Consider the following 19,322-nt stretch of genomic DNA (forward strand, 5'->3'; position numbering starts at 1 on the left):
GTCTCGTGGCCCGGACGCTGCGCAGCGTCTCCCCGGCGATGCGAAGCATCGTCCGGTTCGACGATGCGCTGCAGAGCCGGGGCCCGTGCAGCAGCGAGCGACGTAGCCTGCTGGGTCCCGGCTCTGCGCCGCACCGCTTGCGCGCTGCGTCGCGTCCGGGACACGACCTGCGAACTAAACCGGCTTGCCCGTATATGGCATCGATGCCGTCAAGCCGCCGTCGACCGGGAACGCCTGGCCGTTCACATACGAAGCCTCGTCGCTCGCCAGGAACAGTCCCATCGCCGCGAGCTCGTGCGGCTGTCCCGGCCGCTTGAGCGGGTTGAGCTGGCCGATCTTGTCTTGGGTGCCGCGCTCCTTGGCGCGGTCGAAGATCGGCTTGGTCATGCCTGTTTCGATCAGGCCGGGGCAGACCGCATTGATGCGCACGCCGGTGCCGGTGAGCGAATACGCCGTGGTCTGCACCAGGCTGATCACGCCGGCCTTGCTCGCGGCATAGGGATGCCCGCTCGCGCCGGCCTTGAGGCCGGCGACAGAGGCGGTCAGCACGATCGCGCCGGACTGCTGCTTGACCATGTGCGGCATGGCGTACTTCACCGCGAGGAACGGCCCGATCAGGTTGACGCGCAGGATTTCCTGCCAATGCTCGACGGTCTGCTCGGCGAGCGGAACGAGTCCGCCGGAGACGCCGGCATTGGCCCAGATCACGTCGAGCCGGCCGTGCGTCTTCACCGCCTTGTCGATCACAGCGATGACGTCTCGTTCGGAGCCGGCATCCGCAACCATCGCTTCCGCGACGCCGCCGGCCTTCTTGATCTCCTCGACCGTCTCCTTCACCGCCTCGGTGCGATCGACCGCGATCAACTTGCCGCCCTCCTTGGTGAACAGCAGCGCAGCCGCGCGGCCGATGCCGCTGCCGGCGCCGGTGATGATGACGGATTTGCCTTGCAGGCGACCCATGCGTTTCTCCCTTTTGCTCGTGCACGACGCTTGCCGCGCGACGGAATTTCAAACAAGATTTCAAACGGCAAAGTGTCTTGAGACGCGTTCACTACTCACGTACAGCGACAATAGACGGGATGGAAGGGTTTCGATGGCAGGTGCAGACAAGCCGAACGTGGTCATCACGCGGTGGTGGTGGGTCCGTCACGCGCCGGTGCGCAACGACGGCGGCAACATCTACGGGCAGAGCGACATCGCCTGCGATACCAGCGATACCTACGTGTTCAACGCTGTTGCCAAGGTGCTGCCACGCCAGGCGGTCTGGTATTCGAGCAATCTGATGCGCACCCATCAGACCGCCGAGGCGATCTGGGCCGCGGGTTTTCCAAGGCCGGCAGCGCTGAAATGGGAGGCGGATCTCGCCGAGCAGAACCTCGGCCGCTGGCAGGGCATGAACCGCGCCCAGTTCATTGCCAGCCGCCCCGTCGGTGCGAGCTGGTTCGCCGACATCAACGAGCCCGCGCCCGGCGGTGAAAGCTTCATGGACCTGTACAACCGCACGCGCCGCACCATCGAGCGGATCAACGCCGAGGCGGCCGGGCAGGACATCATCGCAGTCGCGCATGGCGGCACTATCAGGGCGGCAGTGGGGTTCGCGCTCGGCGGGCAGCCGGAGCGCGGGCTGTCGTTCGACATCGACAATTGCTCGGTGACGCGGCTGGATTATTTTGCGAGTCCCGATCGCACGGTCTGGCGGCTGCCGATGGTCAATCAGCAGCCGTGGATCGCCGATCCAGCGCACGCGGCGATGCATCAGCCGGCGGGGCCGGAAGTCAAGAAGCTGGCCTGATACTGAATACGAAAATCAAATCTGGGAGAGAAACATGACCTTGTTCGACATGAAGGGGAAAGTCGCCGTCATCACGGGCTCGACGCGCGGCATCGGGCTCGCGATCGCCGAGCGCATGGCCGAGCACGGCGCCAAGGTGGTGATCTCCTCGCGCAAGGCCGACGTCTGCGACCAGGTGGCGAAAGGCATCAACGACAGGTTCGGCAAGGGCACCGCGGTCGCGGTCGCCGCCAACATCTCGTCGAAGGAGAATCTGCAGAACCTCGTCGACGAGAGCAACCGCGCCTTCGGCAAGATCGACGTGCTGGTCTGCAACGCCGCATCGAATCCGTATTACGGCCCGCTCGCCGGCATCTCCGACGATCAGTTCAGGAAGATCCTCGACAACAACATCGTCGCCAACAATTGGCTGATCTCGATGGTGGTGCCGCAGATGATCGAGCGCAAGGACGGCTCAATCATCATCGTCTCCTCGATCGGCGGCCTCAAGGGCTCGACCATCCTCGGCGCTTACGCCATCTCGAAAGCCGCCGACATGCAGCTCGCGCGCAACCTCGCCTGCGAATACGGCCCGCACAACATTCGCGTGAACTGCATCGCGCCGGGCCTGATCAAGACCGATTTTGCCAAGGCGCTGTGGGACAATCCGGAGAACCTGAAAGCCTCGACCTCGCGCTCGCCGCTCTTGCGCATCGGCATCCCCGACGAGATCGCCGGCGCGGCCGTGTTCCTGGGCTCGAAGGCCGGCGACTTCATGACCGGCCAGACCATGGTGATCGACGGCGGCGCGACGATCAGTTGATGCGTTTGTCGGAAGGGAAAGGGCACGTAGTCCACCCATACACAGCGGTCATCGCCCGCGAAGGCGGACGATCCAGTACCCCGCAGCCGCAGTTGTGTGAACGAATGACCGCCGCGGCGTACTGGATGCCCCGCCTTCGCGGGGCATGACAGTGCGGATGATGATACGGCGTCGCGCGTAAGCGCAGGGCCTCACTCCACCGCCGCGTACACCAGATCCCGCACCAGGGTCCGCGTGTGGTCGCGCTGTCCCGGCCCCTGGCTCATGAACACTGCGAACAGATCCTCCTTCGGATCGATCCAGAAGAACGTGCCGGCAATGCCGCTCCAGAAATACTGGCCGACGCTGCCGGGGAAGGGCGCGATGCCGGCCTCGCGGCGCACGGCAAAGCCGAGGCCGAAGCCATGGCCCGGCGATAGCAGCGTGCCGTTGGTCGGCACGCCTGGCCCGAGGTGATCGGAGGCCATCAGCTCCAGGGTCTTGCGGCCGATGATCCTGTTGCCGTCGAGCGTGCCGCCATTGCGCAGCATGAGGCAGAAGCGGGCGTAATCCATCGTGGTCGAGACCAGGCCGCCGCCGCCGGACTCCATCACGGGCTGCTCGAGCATGTTGAACAGGGCGACCTTGTCGCCGGTCCACGGGTCGGCCGCGAAAGGCTCGGCAAGGCGGCCGGCATTGGCCTGGCTTGTCGAGAAGCCGGTTTCGGCCATCTGGAGCGGCGCAAGCACGCGCTCGGTGAGGAACGCGCCGAGCGATTTGCCGCTGACGACTTCGATGATGCGGCCAAGGATGTCGGTGGAGCGGCTGTAGTTGAACTCCGCGCCGGGCTGGCAGACCAGCGGGAAGCTCGCCACCAGCGCGGCATGTTCGGCGTTGGTGATCTTGCGGCTGCGGACGCGGGACTCCTGGTAGAGCTTGTGCACGGGGCCGTCGCCCTGGTGCTCGTAGGTGAGGCCGGAGGTGTGGCGGAGCAGGTCCTGCACGGTCATGGGCCGCGCCGGCGGTACCAGCTCCAACCGGCCGTCCTTGACGGCGCCGACCTGCTGGCTCGCGAACTCCGGTATGAACTTTGCGACGGCATCGCTGAGCAGGAGCTGTCCGTCCTCGACCAGCGCCATGATGCCAACCGAAACGATCGGCTTGGTCATCGAGAAGATGCGGAAGATCGAATCGCGCGCCATCGGCGCCGCGCCTGCCGGGCTCTGCTTGCCGAGCGCCTCGAACCAGCCGATTTGGCCGCGTCGCGCCACCAGCACCGTGACCCCGGGAACGGTTCCCTTGTCGATCTCGCGCTTGAAGGCGTCCGACATGGCCTGGAGCCGTGGCCGCGACAGCCCGAGCGTCTCTGGGCGCGCTTCCGGCAAAGCTGGGGTGTGGGGCGCGTTTGCGGCCTGCGGGGCGGCAGTGGCGGTCGCTGTAGCGGTCATGGGCACTCCCGATTGTTTTTCGTTATGGCCGATGGACTGTGGCCCAGAACCCCCGGCACAAACAAGCGAAGCCGGCGCGGTTCACCCTTGCAAACCGGCCACTCTCTGTGCTTGAAAGCGCCCCTGATCCGCGGCGACGCGGGTTCGTAGGAGTGTAGCTCAATTGGTAGAGCACCGGTCTCCAAAACCGGGGGTCGCAGGTTCGAGCCCTGCCACTCCTGCCAGCCAAATCAATCACTTAGACTAGATTGCGGCGGGAGGGCGTCCCGCGCGCGCCCGTGCTCTCGCAGCCGCTGTGCTGGAGGTGCCGTGTCGTGGTCCGGCGAGGCCTAGCGCGCCGGGGTCCGTTCCGCGTCGGCGGGAATCTGCCTGAGGTTGACGTTCCGGATGGGAACGCGGCGCAGCAGGGAAAGGATGGTCCCGCCGAGCTCGAGATAGGTGCGCAGCCGCAGCGCGCGCGACGAGCCCTTCAGCTCCGCGTTCAGGCTCACCGGAACCTGGACGTAGGTGAGGCCGAGCTGGAGCAGGGAGATCAGCGCACAGATCTGGTAGCCGTAGCCGTCGGCCTTGACCGCGATCTGGCGCAGCCATTTCACGGGATAGACGATCATGCTGTGATAGTCGGACAGCCAGAAGCCGAACAGGCAGTTCAGGATGAACCGCAGCGAATGCGACTGCAGCGAGCGGTTGACGGAGCGGTCCGACTGGTTGTCGCGATAGGTGATGACGAGGTCGGCGGCGCCCGCCGCTTTGAACATCCGGGCAACACCCTCGTTCTGGAAGGCGTGATCGCCGGGGATGAGCGTGATGGCATCGAATTTCGCGCGCGACAGCGCAAATTCGAAGCCAGCACCGACACCCCGCGGTTCGGCATTGTGATGCACGATGATGCGCGGCTCGCCGGCTGCGAACTCGTCCATGATCGCGCCAGTGGCATCGGTGCTGCCGTCGTCGATCAGGAAGATCTCGAAATCGTCGAGCAGGTCGCGGGCGAGCGGCAGCACGCCGTCGATCGTGTCGGCGATCTTGTCCTGCTCGTTCAATGCAGGAATGACGATCGTAAGCCTTTTTGCCGCCCTGGAAGGTGTCATTGTATGCGCCCGTTGGCGGGGCCACTTTGTCCCGGTGACCCCATGCAAGTCTAGGTCATCTGAACCGGGCGAACAATGCGGCTCGCCGGTATGCCCACAAGACCGGCGCGAAACCTATGATGTGTGTGTTCCGCGCAACTAGTCGGAAAAATCATAGAGGCTGGTGTCGCCAATGCCGAAGGCGCGGCGCAGCCGTCCGACGTGGCCTGCCATATTCCGGCCCGCCGCCGTCGCCGTGAAGTGCGAATCGGACCGTTCCACCAGGCCGCCATCGACCAAGTTCCCAATTCGTCCGCGGAACAGATCTGGAACCTGCCCGTCAGCGATCTCCGATAGCGGTGCCCTGCGATCGGGGCGATCGACGAGACTGAGCAGGATGCCCAGCGAAACCGATTTATACACGGCGCCAAAGGCGAACACGTAAGCCATGACGCAAAATCCGAAAATCGATGCGGCGTCCCAGTACTGAAGCTGCGGGACGAAGAGAATTCCGAGCATCACCCCGAGACCGTGCGAGACAACCGTGGCAATCGCCAGCAGGGTCACGGGTCCGAGCGGCCAAGCGCGTGCGCGGGCCATGAATTGCAGGGCAGGCGCCAGCAGGGCGAACACGGCGACGGCGGCAAGTCCGACAGCAAAGGACATCGACTCACCCAAGGCCTGTCGACAGACGAACGAGCTTGACGAGATGCGCTACCGCAACCCCCTTGGAGGTGGGGGCAAGCCGGCCGTCCGCCGTGATGACCATCCCGGCCCCGATCAGGAGCTTCAGGCGGTTGTGCGTGAAGGTGCCGAGATCTCCACCTTGCATGTAGGCTCTCGCCCATTGCTCCAGGGTGAGAGGATGTCCAGCCTGAACGAGTGCGGTGAGCAGCGTCAGCGTGAAGCCCCAGGCCAGCAGGCTGAACAGGATGTAGCAGAGCATCATTGCGGTCCCGAGCAGGAAGAGACCGCCAAGCACATCGCCGACGTGGCGCTGACCTGGAAGGGCGATACAGGCGACGGCGTAAAGGATGACGACGCTGACGCTGCCCAGCCGGAAGCGACGGCCGGCTCCGCCGGTGGCGGCGATGCGCGCGTAAAGCAGCAAAAGCAATGGAAATGCGAGGCTGAGACCAATCGCAGCGGCTTGCGCCGGGCCCGGTAGCATGTTCATTGTGGAAAACCGTCCCGGACGCCTCTGAAGGCCCAGCCAGAGTGGCAGTCTATAGGAGGTCGCATTTTTGCGGTCAAGGGAGCCCTGGCGCCCCGGCCTTGCGGTCGCCGCGTGGGCGTGCGAATCCTCGCCGACGATGTCCTCTCTTTCCCCTCCGAGCTTGTCCCCGTCGCTGCGCGCCATAGCCATCCTGATCGTCGTGCTGCTTGTCGCGCATGCGCCGATGCTTCTCAATGACGGCCTGTTCATGGACGACTGGCTGGTGCTCAAGCCGCGTCCGGACTATTTCATCGACATCGATTTCCTGTTGAATGGCGCCGGCCATCCGATCTTCTACAGCTACGACACGTTCGCGAACTGGACCGGCGCCCCAGTCGTTGTGATGGTATCGCTGGCACTGGCCGGAATCGTCTTCGGCGCGGTGTGTCTGATGCTGACAGCGATACGGCTCGATCTGCTCGACCGCGCCGAAGCGGTCGGCTTCGCTCTGATCGTCTGGACCTATCCCGGTTATCAGCTTTGGGCCGGCAAGGCGAACGCGGTCTATGTCTTCAGCTTCGGACTCCTGTTCGTCGGCGCATGGCTGCTGACGCTCGCCTTCAGCGCGCAGGGCTGGCGGCGTGTGTTGCTTCGCGTGGCCTGTGCATGCCTATTCGTGCTCAGCTTCGCGCTCAACTCGACGGTTGTGCTCTATGCCTGTGTCATGCTCGGACTGTTCGTTGCAACATGGCGGAGCGGAGCCGTTGCGCATGGCTTCGTTCGTCGTGCATGGCTCGCAGCCTGGCGCTGTGCTTTGGGCTATCCGGAATTGATTGCCCTTCCTCTTGTTTATGCGGGCACGCTTGGTATCTGGTTCAAGCGCATCGGTTTGTACGCGCAGCATTATGGCGCCCATTTGCCGACCCTCGGGGAGCTGGCGAGCGGATGGAAGGCGTTCTTCGACGCCGGCTACAGGGACGTCGTGGGCCACGCGATCAGGGCGGCAATCCAGGTCCCGGCTCCCTTTGTCCTGGCTGCGGTGCTCGTCGGCGTCGCATTGCTGCTACCTCGTCCCGGCACAGAGGCAACTGCACTCAGACGGGCGACCGCCTTGCCGCTCATCCTCGCCGTTGGTTTGTTCCTCGCGTTGTCCTCGCCCTATCTGATTGCCGGCCTGCGTCCCTCGTCCAAGCATTTCTACGAAAGCCGTCACCTGCTGCTGTTTGGCGTGCCGGCGGGGCTGGCGCTTCTCGCGTTCAAGCGTCAGGCCGAACGTTGGATCGGCCCGACCGCCGCCGTTGCGATGTTGTTCGGATTGGGCTCGATCCTATGGATCGGAATGCTGTGGAATGACTACGTCTTCATGCAGGCGAGAACGCTGAAGCAGGAGGCTCTGACGCGCAGCCTCGCCGACCGGATCCAGCCCACGGCGACGGTCTACGCGCTCGACGACCGATTCTTCGACTATCGGTCACGGGACGTGCCGTTCGGCCTGGCCGAAGTCACCGGTATGCTCCGGCTCGCCTGGGGCAATCAGCCCTTCTTTGGGTTTGCCTTGCGTGCCGAGCGGCCCGACATCCTCCAGGAAATGGAGTGGAAGCGGGTTGCTCCGGGAACTGCATTCCGTCATTTCGATCCGTCGGGACCGCAGGCGACGATCTTGTTGAAGGCGGGCTCTGGAGCTGCGTCGGACCGGGCATTGGTGCGAAAGTACTACGCATGTCGGTTGCTGGCGCGCTGTGACGTTGCAGAGTTTCTGGCTCAACTCGCGGAGGTCAAGATCACGGTCGGCCCGATCGCTGGAATCTTGCCGCTCAACGGCGCCAGCGAAGATGTCTCGCCTGGCCGCTAGCGCGCCGCTTCCAGATCGCTTCTGCAAGCGCGATGTCGGTCACCGAGTCTTGGCCAGACGCGAGGGGCATCCGTCGTTCGGTAACATCGGAGACAAAGGCAGCGGCCTGGCGCCGAAATGCCCAGCTGGTTGCATGCACGAGCTGCGTGGTCTCGTCTTGATGATCGAGGATGACCCGTGCCTCCTCTTCGGCGAAGGGCGCTGGCAATTCGATGGTAAGGGCGCCGCGCTCGAAATCGATCGTCAGTCCCTCGCGCCAGGCTCCCTCGGACCCGTTCACGAGATCCAGCGTACAAGCGATGCCGTCGAAGTCGAGGGTGATGCGCGCGGCTCCCGAAGTTTCGACGGAGCTGTCGGCGACCGTTGGCGATGATCCGAGCAAGTAGCGCGCCAGGTTGATGATATGGCTGAAGACGTTCAGAAAGTTGTCGTAGCCAGCCCGCATCGCGCTCGGCATCCAGTCGGGACCGTCCTGCCAGAGCTCGATCCCGTCCGGCCGCGTTTCGCAGGTCATGACGAAATTGTCGCGCGACCGGCCGGTGTCGCCGCCGAAACACCAGCCCTTGGCACGGACCACGTCTCCGAGCGATCGGTCGTTGCGCAAGCGCGTCAGCACCTCGAACGCGCGCGCCACACCGGCATCGTGACGCTTCATGTAGCCGATGCTGTAGACGAGGTTTTCCTGCCGCGCCGCTTCGACCAGCAAATTCGCCTGAGCCGTCGTATAGGCCATCGGTTTTTCCGACAGCACGTGGCGGCCGCTGTTCAGCGCGTCAAGGACGATTGGCCCGGTCGCGCGCCGCTTCGTCACGACGACCACGGCGGAGACCTCGCTGTCCGCAAGCAGCTCCCGATGCGTGCCATAGACCCGCGAGACACCGAACTTCTGCGCTGCAGCGGCAGCGAGATCCGGCCGGAGATCGGCGATGGCGACGACGCGGCAGGCGGGATTGGCGACGAAATTGGCGAGGTGGCACATCTGGCCGACCATCCCGGTTCCGATGATGCCAATGCCTGGCCTCACTGGCTATGATCCCTTGAACCGCTTCCGGATGACGAGGAAATGCGCCGGCTGTCCCCAGGTGCTGATGAACGCCGGATCTGTCTGGGTCAGGGCCGTGACCGCGGGCGCATCGCGTCGCCCGATTGCGCCAAAGATGCGGTGGAAACTGTCGAGCGTCGCAACGATGGTTTCGATGTCGGAAGCATCGTCCGCGAGAATGTCCGTCGTTCGGATCGCCTCGCGTAAGGACGCAAGGCTCGCGATCACGCGCGGCAGGCTCTCGCCGAAGGGGGCGTCGATCATCGCGTCGACGTCGAGAACCAGCGTTTCGATCGATGCCGAAATCACCGCCACGGCATCGGCCTTGCCGACCAGGTAGAGCTTGCGTCCGCCGAGGAAGCTGAGGCGGCTGCGGTCGAGATGGCGCGCCGCACGCCGCAGCTTCTCGTCGGCGGAGAGAACCTTCTTGTGCCAGTAAACGTCCAGGCTGTCGCGATAGGCTGGCCACGCCGAATGGATGTCGAATCCCTGCTCATGCGCTGCCGTGCACAAGGCGGCTGCGTCGAGGAAGTACCGATGCCGGACGAACGGGTTCTCGAGCACGTCCATCAGCCAGGATTCGAAGCTGCGGGTGTGCGGAATGCTGTTCCATTTCGCGTCGAAAAGCGTCTTCGCGGTTGCGAGTGCGGGACGGCCCGACAAAGCCTTGCCGGCGGCATGGATTGCCTTGAGCGCGAGCTCGAAGAAGCCGCCATAGCGCTCGTAATAGGATACGACGGCGAAACCGTCCGGATGGAGCAGCCGGTCGAAGACGCCGAGCCAATTTTCGGTCGGCTGCACGGTGTAAATGAAACCTTCGGCATCGATGATGTCGTAGCGGCGCTCGCTGCGAAATCCCTCGACATCGGCCAACGCGAGTTCGCGCAGGCGCTCGGTCAGGCCAAAATGCGCGAAATAGGCCTCAATTTTCGGATGCGCATGCCGGTTCGGTTCGGCGAGCGTCATGTTTGCGCCCCAGCCGGCAAACACCAGCGCGTTCTCACCGGAATCAGGACCGAATTCGAGCACCTCCGCATCGCGGAACAGCCGCGGCGGCAGCACGAGCTTGTCTGAAAACAGCTCGCGCCGCTGGCTGGCATATGCATCGAGTTCGGCGGCCGATTTGAAATTCCCGAACGTCGGTAGGACGTCCTGACGTTCGTAGTAATTGAAGAGCTTCTCGTCAGCCATGCCGCGTCCCTAACCCAAGGCCGCCTCGAGCCGGTCGAGCTCGCTCCAGATGTCGGAGGGCGCGAAAATCGAAACGATGTGCAGCGGCCGCTTCACGTTCTCGCGCAGCCGGCTGCTGACCTTGGCTTCGTTTTCCTGGTTCACGGCGAGAAGGCAGACGAGCGGCTCCGACTTGCCTGCGAGCTCGTCCGGCGAACGGATCGGTATGCCGGTGCCGGGCAGGAACAGGCCCTGACGCTCCCTCTGGTCGTCGACCGACAGGTCGACGAGATCCGCCAGCTCATGCGCGTTGGTGAAGGTGCAGGCGCGGCAGCCCGCGCCGTAGATCGCGATCTCGGCGCCGTTCGCACGGGCCTTGGCGAGGATCGGCCGCAGGCGCGCGCCGTACTCCCTTGCGCGCTGGCCGAATTTCTCACCGACGCCGGAGGGCGCAGGCGGCGGCGTCACGTCACGGGTTGCACGACGAGCGGCGACCGCGAGGCTGCCGCCGCTGAAGTTGTATTTCTTCACCGACACCGTCTCGAAGCCGTGCCGAGCCAAGAGCGCGAGCAGGGTCGGCTCGGTGAAGTAGCTGACGTGCTCCTCCCACAGGACGGAGAGGTCGCCCGCCGTTGAACCGGGATCAAAGTCGGGCACGTCGATGAACAGCAGCCCTTCGTCGCTGAGCGCGATCTTCACGCAGTCGAAGAAGTTCTCGAAATCGACGATGTGCTCCAGCACCTGACGCGAGACGACGAGGTCGAACTTGCCGGCCTGGGCGACCGCGTCGTGACACAGCGCCGGGCTGATCATGTCGGAATAGACCTTGATGCCGCGCTCGCGGGCGATCTTGCCCGACACCGGGTTGGGCTCCACGCCCACCAGGACCTTCGCGCCGCGCTCGCGCAGCCTGTCCATGAACAGGCCGTCGTTGCATCCGATCTCGAACACGGACTGATGCTTCGAAAATTCCGCGATGGTGTCGAGCTCGTCGACCTGGTGCGGCTCCGGCTTCCAGCTGCTGAAATTGTAGTTGAACTGGCGATACAGGATGTCTGGATCGATCGGCTTGACAATCTGCGGCAGGCCGCACTCGCCGCACGCCAGCACCTCGAACGGATAGCGTTCCTCCTGCTCGTTTCGGCTATGCCGAAGGCGATGCGCAATCGGCATCAATCCGAGGTCGATGACCGGACGCAGGTTGGTCGAATGGCAAAGGCGGCAATGGTCGGTCACGGCTTCGGCTCTTCGCAGGAATGACGCTGGACAACAGCCTATATATTGGCTCCGCCTGCGCGACAATTCCTAAGTTGCCCTTTCCCTGCACCAACCGGGCCGGAACAGTGCTGTGCAGTAACGCGGGCGCGTTCGAGCAGAAGCACCCAGGGCGTTCGGCTGCAGTTCAGTGCGATGGACCGCGTAATTACGGTTGTCGCAGCGGCGCAGTGGCATCAGGACTGTCAGTCGCACGCTCTGGTGCAAGCAGCCACACAGCTCCTCCGACGACGCCCACGATGAGATTGCCGAGCCCCAACAAGATCGATATTGCGAGCGCCTTGTCGGGTGCAATACCAACGAGACCGAGCGCTCCGACCATCGCTCCCTCGCGAATGCCCCACCCTCCGATGGATAGCGGGACAGCGGCCGCCATAATTACCAGCGGAACGAGGATGAGTGCATCAAATGCGGACAGCCCGGCGTCCAATCCAATCGCGAGGGCATAACAAGCTGAAACGGTCAGAAGATGAACAACAATAGCCGACCCGAATAATGCTGTACGTCCTGCTCGCGCGAGTAGCGGAGCCTCGAGAAGTGCCGCAAATTGCAAGAGCCTTTCTGGAAGAACTGCAGTCACTCGGGCCGGCAAACGATTCAGCATTGTTAGGGCAATTGCGCCGAAGTATGCGCCAGCGAGAATACCCAAGACGGCGAACAGCAAGACATTATCGTGGATGCGCGAGATCAAGAAGGGCGTTCCTGCCAGAATGAGGAAGCCGAGGGCCAGGAGGCCGATGAACCGATCTGCGATAATGCTGCTAAGGGTTTGCGGCCACTGTATTCCATGCCGCCGCAACATCCATATGCGGATGGCTTCACCACCGGAGGGCAATACCTGATTAAACCAGGCGCTGGCAATGAGGATGCGCCACCCAGCCAGCCACTTCAGAGATACGCCGATCGCGCGGAGGACCAGGATCCAGCGGTTGCACAGTACGAGCGTCTGCGCGAATAACAGCAAGATCGCTATCGCCAGGAGGTGCAATTTAACAGCGAGAAGGTCGGCCTTGAGTGACGAAAGATCCAAGTCGCGTGCGATCAGAACGATGATGCCGGCCGAGACCATGAGCTTGGTCAGGACGACAATGATCTTCTTCCTGCCGAGCAGCATCGTCAGCTCGTTCTACCCGTCATCAACCAGTTTCGTCCGGCAGCGCGTATCGGCCGAATGCGACCCGCCGGGCGGTGGTAATTGTGAGCCGCGGCACGAGCTCCGACGAGAATGAGGGGAAAGAACCAATCCAACCGGTCCATCTCCAGAATACCCTGCTGTGACTCAAAAGTGTGCCAAGTACAAGGATCGTTGTAGTCTATCGAGCTCCTGAGCCAGAATCCTCGCAGGCCGGCGTGGGTAGAGCCAGCAGCCAGGCGGATCCGCGTACTCCAGGCCGGCGGCAAGGCGGCCGGTATTCTGCTCTTGGCAAGGGGACCGGCAGATCGTCCTTCAATTGGACGAGTTCGCCGCGACCTTGCGTGGCCGACGGCGCTTCCGTGAGGGCGGCCTTCATTAGTTCAACGAATCCGATGTTGTCGAGCTTCGGAATCCCCGGCTCAGCGCGATAGCGCCAGGTCTCTCGGCGTGGCGGGCAGGGAAAAAACTCGAGGTAAGAGACCGTGCAGTTGCCACTGAGGATGGCGCCAGGGTACTGAAAATCCCCGCAATAATCCGTATAGATAAACGACCTTTCGCGATTCTCATCCCGCAACATCATTTGCGCAACATTCATGTCACTGGCACCCAGACATCTGGACCGAAATGAGATAATCTCGCTGTTCTCAACTCGGAGCTTTACGACCTTTGGCTGGGGATCTGCAAGTAAGGCTGCCCGAACTTGCCGCTGCAGGTCTGCGCTGATCAGACCATCATACAGCAGCCATTTTGAATCTTGCGCCATCGCCAGTGCGAAGATCGCGATCAGTCCGCCCGCGGTAGCGGCGCGGAGGCGCGACGTCGGAATCATTTGTACAATGGTAGCCGCCAATATCAGTATGCCGACTTGCGAGGCGAAGAGTAGCCTCGATTCCCCCCTGGTCATGGCGCCATAAGTCCCAGTCAGGGCGAATGGCATAGCGCCAAGAAGGGCAATCGCGGCTCCCAACAGGAGCAACACCAGCACGCGTCTGATCGAGCCGCGACCCTCGAGCACCCAAGGTGTCCACAATGCTCTGGAAGAGAGGAGAGCGAATCCCGCAATTGCAACTAACGTCAGTGCCGTCCGGACAGAATGGCCCAGCAGTGCGGTCCCATGGGAGGCGGCATAGGATAGGCCCTCGGGAAAAGCCCGGAGGTGTTCCAGCAGCGAATTGCGGATGACGCTGAGGTCGTACATAAAGCCGTATTGTCCCGCGTAGTGACCGCTTTTTCCCAGGATGGTCAGACGCAGTATGACCACCGCCGCGATCACTAGGTAGAACGGAGCAAGACGCACGAGCCTGCGTTTCCACGTTTCGGAGGTGGACCAGGTCAGCACGATGCGGAGCGGTTCAAGTGCGATCAGAACTTCCAACGACAGCGAGAAAAAGAGAGCAAACGGCGCCGTCCGTCGAAGTGCTCGAACCTTTGAATATGTCAGCGCGTAGGAAAGCAAATAGAGAGCAGGAAGAAGTCGTAGACTGCGTTGAGCGTCAGGCGGATTGCATAAAATGGGCTGAGTAGGAATAGAGCCGTGGCAAGTGCAGCGATCCGTCTCGTATGTGATGATTGCAACAGGATGAAGTGGAGCAACAAGCCATTGACGAGATGGCAGCCCAGTCCGGCGAGCCGTGCGGCCACATCGGGAGTATTGTCCAAAAGCGCCACAAACAGCGTCATCGGGATTGCGAAGCCGGCGTGTGCCGACTCCCACAGCACGCGAGCGACGCCAGCGGCACCTTGAGTCCAATAGATGTAGTACACAGTCCAATCGTCGCCGAAGACCTCACGCGCGAACAGCGCGGGCACGGCCGTAACAAAGGCGAGAACCAGAGCGACGTAGACGTATCCAATGCCCGCCCGCTCCCGTTGTCGGAGAGCCGCAGCTTTCGGATCTACATTCGTGCGAGCATCGTCGAAACCGACGGGGGTGACCATGGTCCTAGGCTTTGCCTCGTTTGTTCAGATGCTCCGCGGCGAGCCTACCAATTCTTGTGACGTAGTCCTGCACCGCGGCAGCGTCGCTGCCATCAGGCGCCCAGTCGGGAAATGCCGTGCGCGAAGGATCGAACGGGCCGGCGGTGGTTTCGTGAAATACCAGCCATTCCGAGGTGATCAGGATCGAGTGGAAGACCTGTTCCGGCATGCGATAATAGCAGCGTTTGCCCTGACCGTAGGGCGCCATCTCGAGCACCTCGCGAATGCCGCCGTCGTCCTCGAAGATCACGACCTGCGCGGTCCCCTCGATCACGTGGAACGATTCAGGTTTGCCAAGGTGCTTGTGCGGCCGCACATAGGCTTCGCGATGGTGCACGATCAGCATCTCGTGCAGTCCGGACGAAGGATCGGGATGCGTGCACAGCCGACTGCGCAGGCGCGGGTTGCCGGCGGCGATGCGCTTCAGCTCCGCGATCGTGGCATCGTCCGCGGTGACGATGGCATCGTCCGAATAGTACACTTCCGGATTTTGCGCGCGCAACGAGGTCGGCCGGTGCAGGCCTGCCTCATTCGAAGAAGATGAACCCATGGTCGCCCCGATACCCGCATTTGTCGTAGATCCAGGCCCATGTTTGCGGGCCGTGGAAGCTCAGGCAGGTGAGCTGCCAGTAAAGCAGATTGGCCTTCTCGCGCTCGTTGCGGAAGGATTCGACCATCAGATATTTCGAGGTGCCGCGTCCGACGCGCTCGATCTCGGGCACCGCGCGGAACACGTCCTCGAGCGGAAGGTTGTGCAGCACGCCGAGCGAGACGACGAGGTCGAAGCTGTGGTCGGGGTAGGGGAGCTCGACGGCGCTGCCGACCTTCAAATGCGGCCGCACCTCCTCCTTGGCGTTGGCGATGCCATACTCGGAGATGTCGATGCCGGCGATCCTGAGATCGGGGACGAGCTGGGTGAACTCATAGAGCAGGTAGCCCTTGCCGCAGCCGACGTCGAGTACGCTCATGCCCGGTTTGATGCCGTAGCGATCGATCAGGGTCTGGGCGAGCGGGCGCCACCGTCCGTCATAGCGATAGCCGCCGTAGCCGTAGCGCCGGTCGCCGTCCCAATAGTCGCGTCCCCATTGCCGCGCCACAGTGGCGGATTCCGCCTTGTCGTGCTCGACCACGCGCTGGACGTAGTCCCGCCTCGTCGATGCGTGCATCGGCTGGAGCAGGTTGATCTCGGTCATGGGGGCCAACCGGTCCGCGGCATCATCACAGGATAGTCGCGAACTTGTTGACGAGCAGGATGTCCTCGACGGCCTGGATGTCCTTCTGAGACGCCAGCGTGATCTCCTCGACCGCTGCATGGAGATCGCAGCCCTCGCGCAGCACGCGGTCGTAGATCTGCCGCCGCCGTGCTTCGTCGGGCGGCAGCATGAAAATGCTGTAGAGGATCAGCCCACGCAGCTGCGGCAGCTCGTCCAGAATGTCTTCCAGCACCATGTAGCTGCCGGGCATGGTGTGCTCGGCGGCGCTCAACAGATAGTGCAGGTTCTTGCGCCGCGCATAGTCGCGGATCACGATGTTCTGGACGTGCTGCGGGGTGCGGCTGCCGTTCAGCGGCCTGGCGCCGATATAGCCGCGATGGCCGGCTCGCTCAGCCATGGAAGCCTCCCGGCAGCTTGTACTGCATCCCGACCCGGGTTGCGGGGCGCAGCAGGATCGGCTCGAAGAACTCGCCGAAGCGCTTGTCCGCGTAGGGCGACATGATGCTCTTGAAGCGGCAGTTCATGCTCCAGCGCGTGCCGGCTTCCTCGTTGACGCGATTGCCGTGCATCAGGGTCTGGTTGAACAGCATGACGTGACCGTAGGGAATCTCGATGAAGGTCGCGTGCGGCTTGATGGTCTTGTAGAGCTCTTCGGCGCTGCGCAAGGCCGCCATCCGGTCCTGCATCTCGCCGTTCAGGGACGGCGGCAGCAGATACATCGATTTGGTCCGGCGGACATCGACCAGGGGCACCCACACCACGACCTCGAACGGCGAGTCGCCCGACCAGACGTCGGAATGGGTGGCGAGCAGCGAGGAGCTGTCGCCGGGAAGCTGGATGCTGAGATTGACGCGGCGCTGCATGCAGAGCTCGTTGCCGACGATGGTCTCGATCGTCGAGCGCGCCAGGCGGAAATAGGTCGGGCGGAACCAGGGCTCGGCGTTGAGGCCGTTGAAGACGTGCAGCCGCAGGCCGTTGAGATCATCCACGCTCACCCGCGTGTGGATGGTGTCGAGCATCGCGTAGGGATCGTTGCTGTGCGGCAGCTTCAGATAGTCCGCCGCGAGCTCGGCAGCACGGCGCTGGATCCGGTCGAGCCCGGCGCGATCGTCGGCCGGGGTGGTGACGAAGCCATCATCGATGAAACGCTGCGCCAGCGCCTGCTCGTCGGCGTGCAGGAAGTCCGTGTCCGTCATGCAAAATACTCCCGGGCGGTCGCGCAAATATAGCTGATGTCGGCGGCCGACAGGAACTGGTTGATGGGAAGCGTGAGGATCTGGTCCGCCTGCCGTTCCGTCACCGGGAACGCGCCGCGGCCATGGCCGAGATGCGCCGCTGCCGGCTGCAGATGGATCGGGACCGGATAATGGATCGCAGTCTCGATGCCCTTGTCGGCAAGATATTTCTGGAAATCGTTGCGACGCTCGGTCTGCACCACGAAGGTGTGGAAGGTGTTGAACTCGATGTTCCGGCAGGGCGGAATGAACAGGGGCAGCCCTGCGAGCTCGGCGCGGTATTGCGCGGCGTTGCGCCGCCGGCGTTCGATCACGGAAGGAAGGTGGCGCAGGCGGATGCGCAGCACCTCGGCCTGGAGCGTGTCGAGCCGCGACACGATCCCCCATTCCTGGACGTCGCTGCGGTTGATCAGGCCGTGATTGCGCAGCCGGCGGATTCTTGCGGCAAGCTCGGCGTCGGCAGTGACGAGGAAGCCGGCATCTCCGGCGGCATTGAGATTCTTCAAGGGGTGGGCGGAGAAGCAGCCGAAGGTGCCGATGGTGCCGCTCATCCGGCCATCATAGGTCGAACCGACCGCCTGGGCGCTGTCCTCGATCACGGCAAGCGCGTGCTTGGCAGCGATCGCCATCAGCGGAGCCATATCGGCCATGCGCCCGGTCAGATGCACCGGCATGATCGCCTTGGTCCGCGGCGTGACGGCAGCCTCGACCGCGGCCGGATCGATGTTCTGGTCCGGCAGCACGTCCGCAAACACCGGCGTGGCGCCGACCGCGATGATCGCGGCGGTCGAGGCCACGAACGAATTCGGCGGCGTGATCACCTCGTCGCCGGGACCGATGTCAAGCGCGCGCATGGCGAGGATCAGCGCGTCGGTGCCGGAGTTCAGCGTCACCACATGCGGCGAGCCGAGATAGGCCGACAATTCCTCCTCGAGCTTCCCGACCGCGGCGCCGCCGATGAAGTCGCCGCGGGAAAACACGCCCTCGACCGCCTGCAGGATCTCGGCGCGCTCTTCCTCGAACTGCGCGGGAAGATTGACGTAGCCGATGCGGCGGCGGCCGGTGTCAGCGTCCATGGCAGAACTTCCTGACGGTCTCGATGACGCGATCCTGCTGGGCGCGCGTCAGGTGCTGGTCGACCGGGAAGCTGATGACTTCCTTGGCGTGGCGATCGGTGACCGGGAACGTGCCCGGCGCGTAGCCGAGATGCTTCAGGCCTTCCTGCTGATACAGCGGGATAGGATAGTGGATCTTGGCCTCGATGCCATTGTCCAGGCAGTACTTGTAGAGCTCGTCGCGGCGTTCGGCGAACACCATGTAGAGATGGTAGACGTGCTTCACGTTGGGACGGCGCGGCGGGATGCGCAGGCCGGGCAGGCCGGCGAGACCCGCATCGTAATAGGCCGCATTCTCGATCCTGCGGCGCGTGATCTCGCTGGTCTGGCCGATCAGCCAGTTGCCGACCACGGCCTGCAGGGAATCGAGCCGCGAGTTGCAGCCGAGGATCGCGATCTCGTCGCGGTTCTTCATGCCGTGGTTGCGGATCAGGCGGAGCTTTTCGTTCATGCCGTCGTCATTGGTGACGACGACGCCGGCATCGCCCCAGACATTGAGGTTCTTGAGCGGATGCAGCGAGAAGCCGGCCGCGATGCCGTGGGTGCCGGAGCGTTTTCCCGCAAACTCCGACAGGATGCCTTGGCAGGCGTCCTCGACCACCGGCAGGTTGTGGCGCTGCGCGATCGGCATCAGCTTGTCCATGTCGGTGACCTCGCCGGTCAACTGGACCGGCATGATCGCCTTGGTCTTCCCGGTGATGGCGGCCTCGACCTGGTCCACGTTCATGCAGAAGGAATCGTCGCAATCGACCAGGATGGGCGTCGCGCCGGTTTCCGCGATCGCGCCGACCGTGGCGATGAAGGTGTTCGCTGCGGTGATGACCTCGTCGCCATGACCGATGCCGAGCGCCTTGAGCGGCAGCTTGAGCGCGTCGGTGCCGGATCCGACGCCGATGGCGTGACGGACGCCGATCAATTCAGCGAAGCGCTTTTCGAATTCGGCGACGGGCTTGCCAAGGGTGAAGTCACCGGTCGCAACCAGCCGGCCGATCTCGGCGAGGATGGGTGCGGGATCCGCGAATTGCTCGAGCAGATAGGAATATCGAACGTCGTACATGTG

The 19,322-nt window shown here is 63.3% G+C and carries 20 protein-coding genes and 1 tRNA gene; 4 read left to right on the forward strand and 17 right to left on the reverse strand.

Features of this window, described 5'->3' with window-relative positions:
- Positions 1-174: 174 nt before the first annotated feature.
- On the reverse strand, positions 175-960 hold the full coding sequence (locus tag GA0061099_RS28110) for an SDR family NAD(P)-dependent oxidoreductase (protein ID WP_036027664.1): 786 nt from the start codon (positions 958-960) through the stop codon (positions 175-177).
- Between the two features lie 133 nt (positions 961-1,093).
- Here GA0061099_RS28110 and GA0061099_RS28115 point away from each other — a divergent pair, with 133 nt between their 5' ends.
- Positions 1,094-1,792 carry a histidine phosphatase family protein gene (locus GA0061099_RS28115; protein WP_074448153.1) on the forward strand — a complete coding sequence of 233 codons (699 nt, stop codon included), beginning with the start codon at positions 1,094-1,096 and terminating at the stop codon, positions 1,790-1,792.
- Between the two features lie 34 nt (positions 1,793-1,826).
- Positions 1,827-2,594, forward strand: coding sequence for an SDR family NAD(P)-dependent oxidoreductase (locus GA0061099_RS28120; RefSeq protein ID WP_036027660.1), 768 nt, complete (start codon positions 1,827-1,829; stop codon positions 2,592-2,594).
- Positions 2,595-2,785: 191 nt separating this feature from the next.
- Here GA0061099_RS28120 and GA0061099_RS28125 read toward each other — a convergent pair whose 3' ends face one another.
- On the reverse strand, positions 2,786-4,021 hold the full coding sequence (locus tag GA0061099_RS28125) for a serine hydrolase domain-containing protein (RefSeq protein ID WP_036027658.1): 1,236 nt from the start codon (positions 4,019-4,021) through the stop codon (positions 2,786-2,788).
- 148 nt (positions 4,022-4,169) lie between these two features.
- Here GA0061099_RS28125 and GA0061099_RS28130 point away from each other — a divergent pair.
- A tRNA-Trp gene (locus tag GA0061099_RS28130) sits at positions 4,170-4,245 on the forward strand.
- 105 nt (positions 4,246-4,350) lie between these two features.
- Here the strand turns inward: GA0061099_RS28130 and GA0061099_RS28135 are convergent.
- The 3 genes from GA0061099_RS28135 to GA0061099_RS28145 form a co-directional block, all read right to left on the reverse strand.
- Positions 4,351-5,112: a glycosyltransferase family 2 protein gene (locus GA0061099_RS28135; protein ID WP_036027656.1), complete on the reverse strand. Its 762-nt coding sequence runs from the start codon at positions 5,110-5,112 to the stop codon at positions 4,351-4,353.
- 138 nt (positions 5,113-5,250) lie between these two features.
- A complete protein-coding gene (locus tag GA0061099_RS28140) occupies positions 5,251-5,757 on the reverse strand; it encodes a hypothetical protein (protein ID WP_036027654.1) in 507 nt (168 codons plus the stop codon).
- Between the two features lie 4 nt (positions 5,758-5,761).
- Positions 5,762-6,268, reverse strand: coding sequence for a hypothetical protein (locus GA0061099_RS28145; protein ID WP_036027653.1), 507 nt, complete (start codon positions 6,266-6,268; stop codon positions 5,762-5,764).
- A gap of 136 nt (positions 6,269-6,404) precedes the next feature.
- Between GA0061099_RS28145 and GA0061099_RS28150 the strand changes: the two genes are divergently transcribed.
- Positions 6,405-8,099, forward strand: a complete 1,695-nt coding sequence (locus GA0061099_RS28150) for a hypothetical protein (RefSeq protein WP_036027651.1) — start codon at positions 6,405-6,407, stop codon at positions 8,097-8,099.
- Here the strand turns inward: GA0061099_RS28150 and GA0061099_RS28155 are convergent.
- From GA0061099_RS28155 to GA0061099_RS28210, 12 genes are all read right to left on the reverse strand, one after another.
- On the reverse strand, positions 8,062-9,123 hold the full coding sequence (locus GA0061099_RS28155; protein WP_036027649.1) for a Gfo/Idh/MocA family protein: 1,062 nt from the start codon (positions 9,121-9,123) through the stop codon (positions 8,062-8,064). The genes GA0061099_RS28150 and GA0061099_RS28155 overlap by 38 nt on opposite strands.
- A 3-nt stretch (positions 9,124-9,126) precedes the next feature.
- Positions 9,127-10,332, reverse strand: coding sequence for a class I SAM-dependent methyltransferase (locus tag GA0061099_RS28160; RefSeq protein ID WP_036027647.1), 1,206 nt, complete (start codon positions 10,330-10,332; stop codon positions 9,127-9,129).
- A gap of 9 nt (positions 10,333-10,341) precedes the next feature.
- Positions 10,342-11,547, reverse strand: coding sequence for a class I SAM-dependent methyltransferase (locus GA0061099_RS28165; protein WP_036027646.1), 1,206 nt, complete (start codon positions 11,545-11,547; stop codon positions 10,342-10,344).
- Between the two features lie 187 nt (positions 11,548-11,734).
- The gene (locus GA0061099_RS28170; RefSeq protein WP_036027644.1) at positions 11,735-12,700 is read right to left on the reverse strand and encodes a lysylphosphatidylglycerol synthase transmembrane domain-containing protein; all 966 of its coding nucleotides are present in this window, start codon (positions 12,698-12,700) and stop codon (positions 11,735-11,737) included.
- Positions 12,701-12,899: 199 nt separating this feature from the next.
- Positions 12,900-14,177 carry a hypothetical protein gene (locus tag GA0061099_RS28175; RefSeq protein WP_141697683.1) on the reverse strand — a complete coding sequence of 426 codons (1,278 nt, stop codon included), beginning with the start codon at positions 14,175-14,177 and terminating at the stop codon, positions 12,900-12,902.
- Positions 14,159-14,659 (reverse strand): hypothetical protein, encoded by a 501-nt coding sequence (locus GA0061099_RS28180; protein WP_036027640.1) that lies wholly within the window; start codon positions 14,657-14,659, stop codon positions 14,159-14,161. The genes GA0061099_RS28175 and GA0061099_RS28180 overlap by 19 nt, the downstream gene beginning before the upstream one ends.
- 4 nt (positions 14,660-14,663) lie before the next feature.
- Positions 14,664-15,248: a WbuC family cupin fold metalloprotein gene (locus GA0061099_RS28185; RefSeq protein WP_050996026.1), complete on the reverse strand. Its 585-nt coding sequence runs from the start codon at positions 15,246-15,248 to the stop codon at positions 14,664-14,666.
- The gene (locus GA0061099_RS28190; RefSeq protein ID WP_036027638.1) at positions 15,226-15,891 is read right to left on the reverse strand and encodes a class I SAM-dependent methyltransferase; all 666 of its coding nucleotides are present in this window, start codon (positions 15,889-15,891) and stop codon (positions 15,226-15,228) included. The genes GA0061099_RS28185 and GA0061099_RS28190 overlap by 23 nt, the downstream gene beginning before the upstream one ends.
- Before the next feature lie 25 nt (positions 15,892-15,916).
- Positions 15,917-16,309, reverse strand: coding sequence for an LIC12192 family sporadic carbohydrate cluster protein (locus GA0061099_RS28195; RefSeq protein ID WP_036027635.1), 393 nt, complete (start codon positions 16,307-16,309; stop codon positions 15,917-15,919).
- On the reverse strand, positions 16,302-17,108 hold the full coding sequence (locus tag GA0061099_RS28200; protein ID WP_036027632.1) for a sporadic carbohydrate cluster 2OG-Fe(II) oxygenase: 807 nt from the start codon (positions 17,106-17,108) through the stop codon (positions 16,302-16,304). Before GA0061099_RS28200 ends, GA0061099_RS28195 begins: the two co-directional genes overlap by 8 nt.
- Positions 17,105-18,223 (reverse strand): DegT/DnrJ/EryC1/StrS family aminotransferase, encoded by a 1,119-nt coding sequence (locus tag GA0061099_RS28205; protein ID WP_036027631.1) that lies wholly within the window; start codon positions 18,221-18,223, stop codon positions 17,105-17,107. Before GA0061099_RS28205 ends, GA0061099_RS28200 begins: the two co-directional genes overlap by 4 nt.
- Positions 18,213-19,319: a DegT/DnrJ/EryC1/StrS family aminotransferase gene (locus tag GA0061099_RS28210; protein ID WP_036027630.1), complete on the reverse strand. Its 1,107-nt coding sequence runs from the start codon at positions 19,317-19,319 to the stop codon at positions 18,213-18,215. The genes GA0061099_RS28205 and GA0061099_RS28210 overlap by 11 nt, the downstream gene beginning before the upstream one ends.
- Between the last annotated feature and the right edge of the window lie 3 nt (positions 19,320-19,322).

Source organism: Bradyrhizobium yuanmingense, assembly GCF_900094575.1.
In the GTDB taxonomy this organism is placed as follows: domain Bacteria; phylum Pseudomonadota; class Alphaproteobacteria; order Rhizobiales; family Xanthobacteraceae; genus Bradyrhizobium; species Bradyrhizobium yuanmingense.

What these genes read in the sequence shown, in the direction of transcription:
- GA0061099_RS28110 (WP_036027664.1), bottom strand. Translation starts at nt 960, where the DNA reads ATGGGTCGCCTGCAAGGCAAATCCGTCATCATCACCGGCGCCGGCAGC.
- GA0061099_RS28115 (WP_074448153.1), top strand. Translation starts at nt 1,094, where the DNA reads ATGGCAGGTGCAGACAAGCCGAACGTGGTCATCACGCGGTGGTGGTGG.
- GA0061099_RS28120 (WP_036027660.1), top strand. Translation starts at nt 1,827, where the DNA reads ATGACCTTGTTCGACATGAAGGGGAAAGTCGCCGTCATCACGGGCTCG.
- GA0061099_RS28125 (WP_036027658.1), bottom strand. Translation starts at nt 4,021, where the DNA reads ATGACCGCTACAGCGACCGCCACTGCCGCCCCGCAGGCCGCAAACGCG.
- GA0061099_RS28135 (WP_036027656.1), bottom strand. Translation starts at nt 5,112, where the DNA reads ATGACACCTTCCAGGGCGGCAAAAAGGCTTACGATCGTCATTCCTGCA.
- GA0061099_RS28140 (WP_036027654.1), bottom strand. Translation starts at nt 5,757, where the DNA reads ATGTCCTTTGCTGTCGGACTTGCCGCCGTCGCCGTGTTCGCCCTGCTG.
- GA0061099_RS28145 (WP_036027653.1), bottom strand. Translation starts at nt 6,268, where the DNA reads ATGAACATGCTACCGGGCCCGGCGCAAGCCGCTGCGATTGGTCTCAGC.
- GA0061099_RS28150 (WP_036027651.1), top strand. Translation starts at nt 6,405, where the DNA reads ATGTCCTCTCTTTCCCCTCCGAGCTTGTCCCCGTCGCTGCGCGCCATA.
- GA0061099_RS28160 (WP_036027647.1), bottom strand. Translation starts at nt 10,332, where the DNA reads ATGGCTGACGAGAAGCTCTTCAATTACTACGAACGTCAGGACGTCCTA.
- GA0061099_RS28170 (WP_036027644.1), bottom strand. Translation starts at nt 12,700, where the DNA reads ATGCTGCTCGGCAGGAAGAAGATCATTGTCGTCCTGACCAAGCTCATG.
- GA0061099_RS28180 (WP_036027640.1), bottom strand. Translation starts at nt 14,659, where the DNA reads ATGGTCACCCCCGTCGGTTTCGACGATGCTCGCACGAATGTAGATCCG.
- GA0061099_RS28185 (WP_050996026.1), bottom strand. Translation starts at nt 15,248, where the DNA reads ATGGGTTCATCTTCTTCGAATGAGGCAGGCCTGCACCGGCCGACCTCG.
- GA0061099_RS28190 (WP_036027638.1), bottom strand. Translation starts at nt 15,891, where the DNA reads ATGACCGAGATCAACCTGCTCCAGCCGATGCACGCATCGACGAGGCGG.
- GA0061099_RS28195 (WP_036027635.1), bottom strand. Translation starts at nt 16,309, where the DNA reads ATGGCTGAGCGAGCCGGCCATCGCGGCTATATCGGCGCCAGGCCGCTG.
- GA0061099_RS28200 (WP_036027632.1), bottom strand. Translation starts at nt 17,108, where the DNA reads ATGACGGACACGGACTTCCTGCACGCCGACGAGCAGGCGCTGGCGCAG.
- GA0061099_RS28205 (WP_036027631.1), bottom strand. Translation starts at nt 18,223, where the DNA reads ATGGACGCTGACACCGGCCGCCGCCGCATCGGCTACGTCAATCTTCCC.
- GA0061099_RS28210 (WP_036027630.1), bottom strand. Translation starts at nt 19,319, where the DNA reads ATGTACGACGTTCGATATTCCTATCTGCTCGAGCAATTCGCGGATCCC.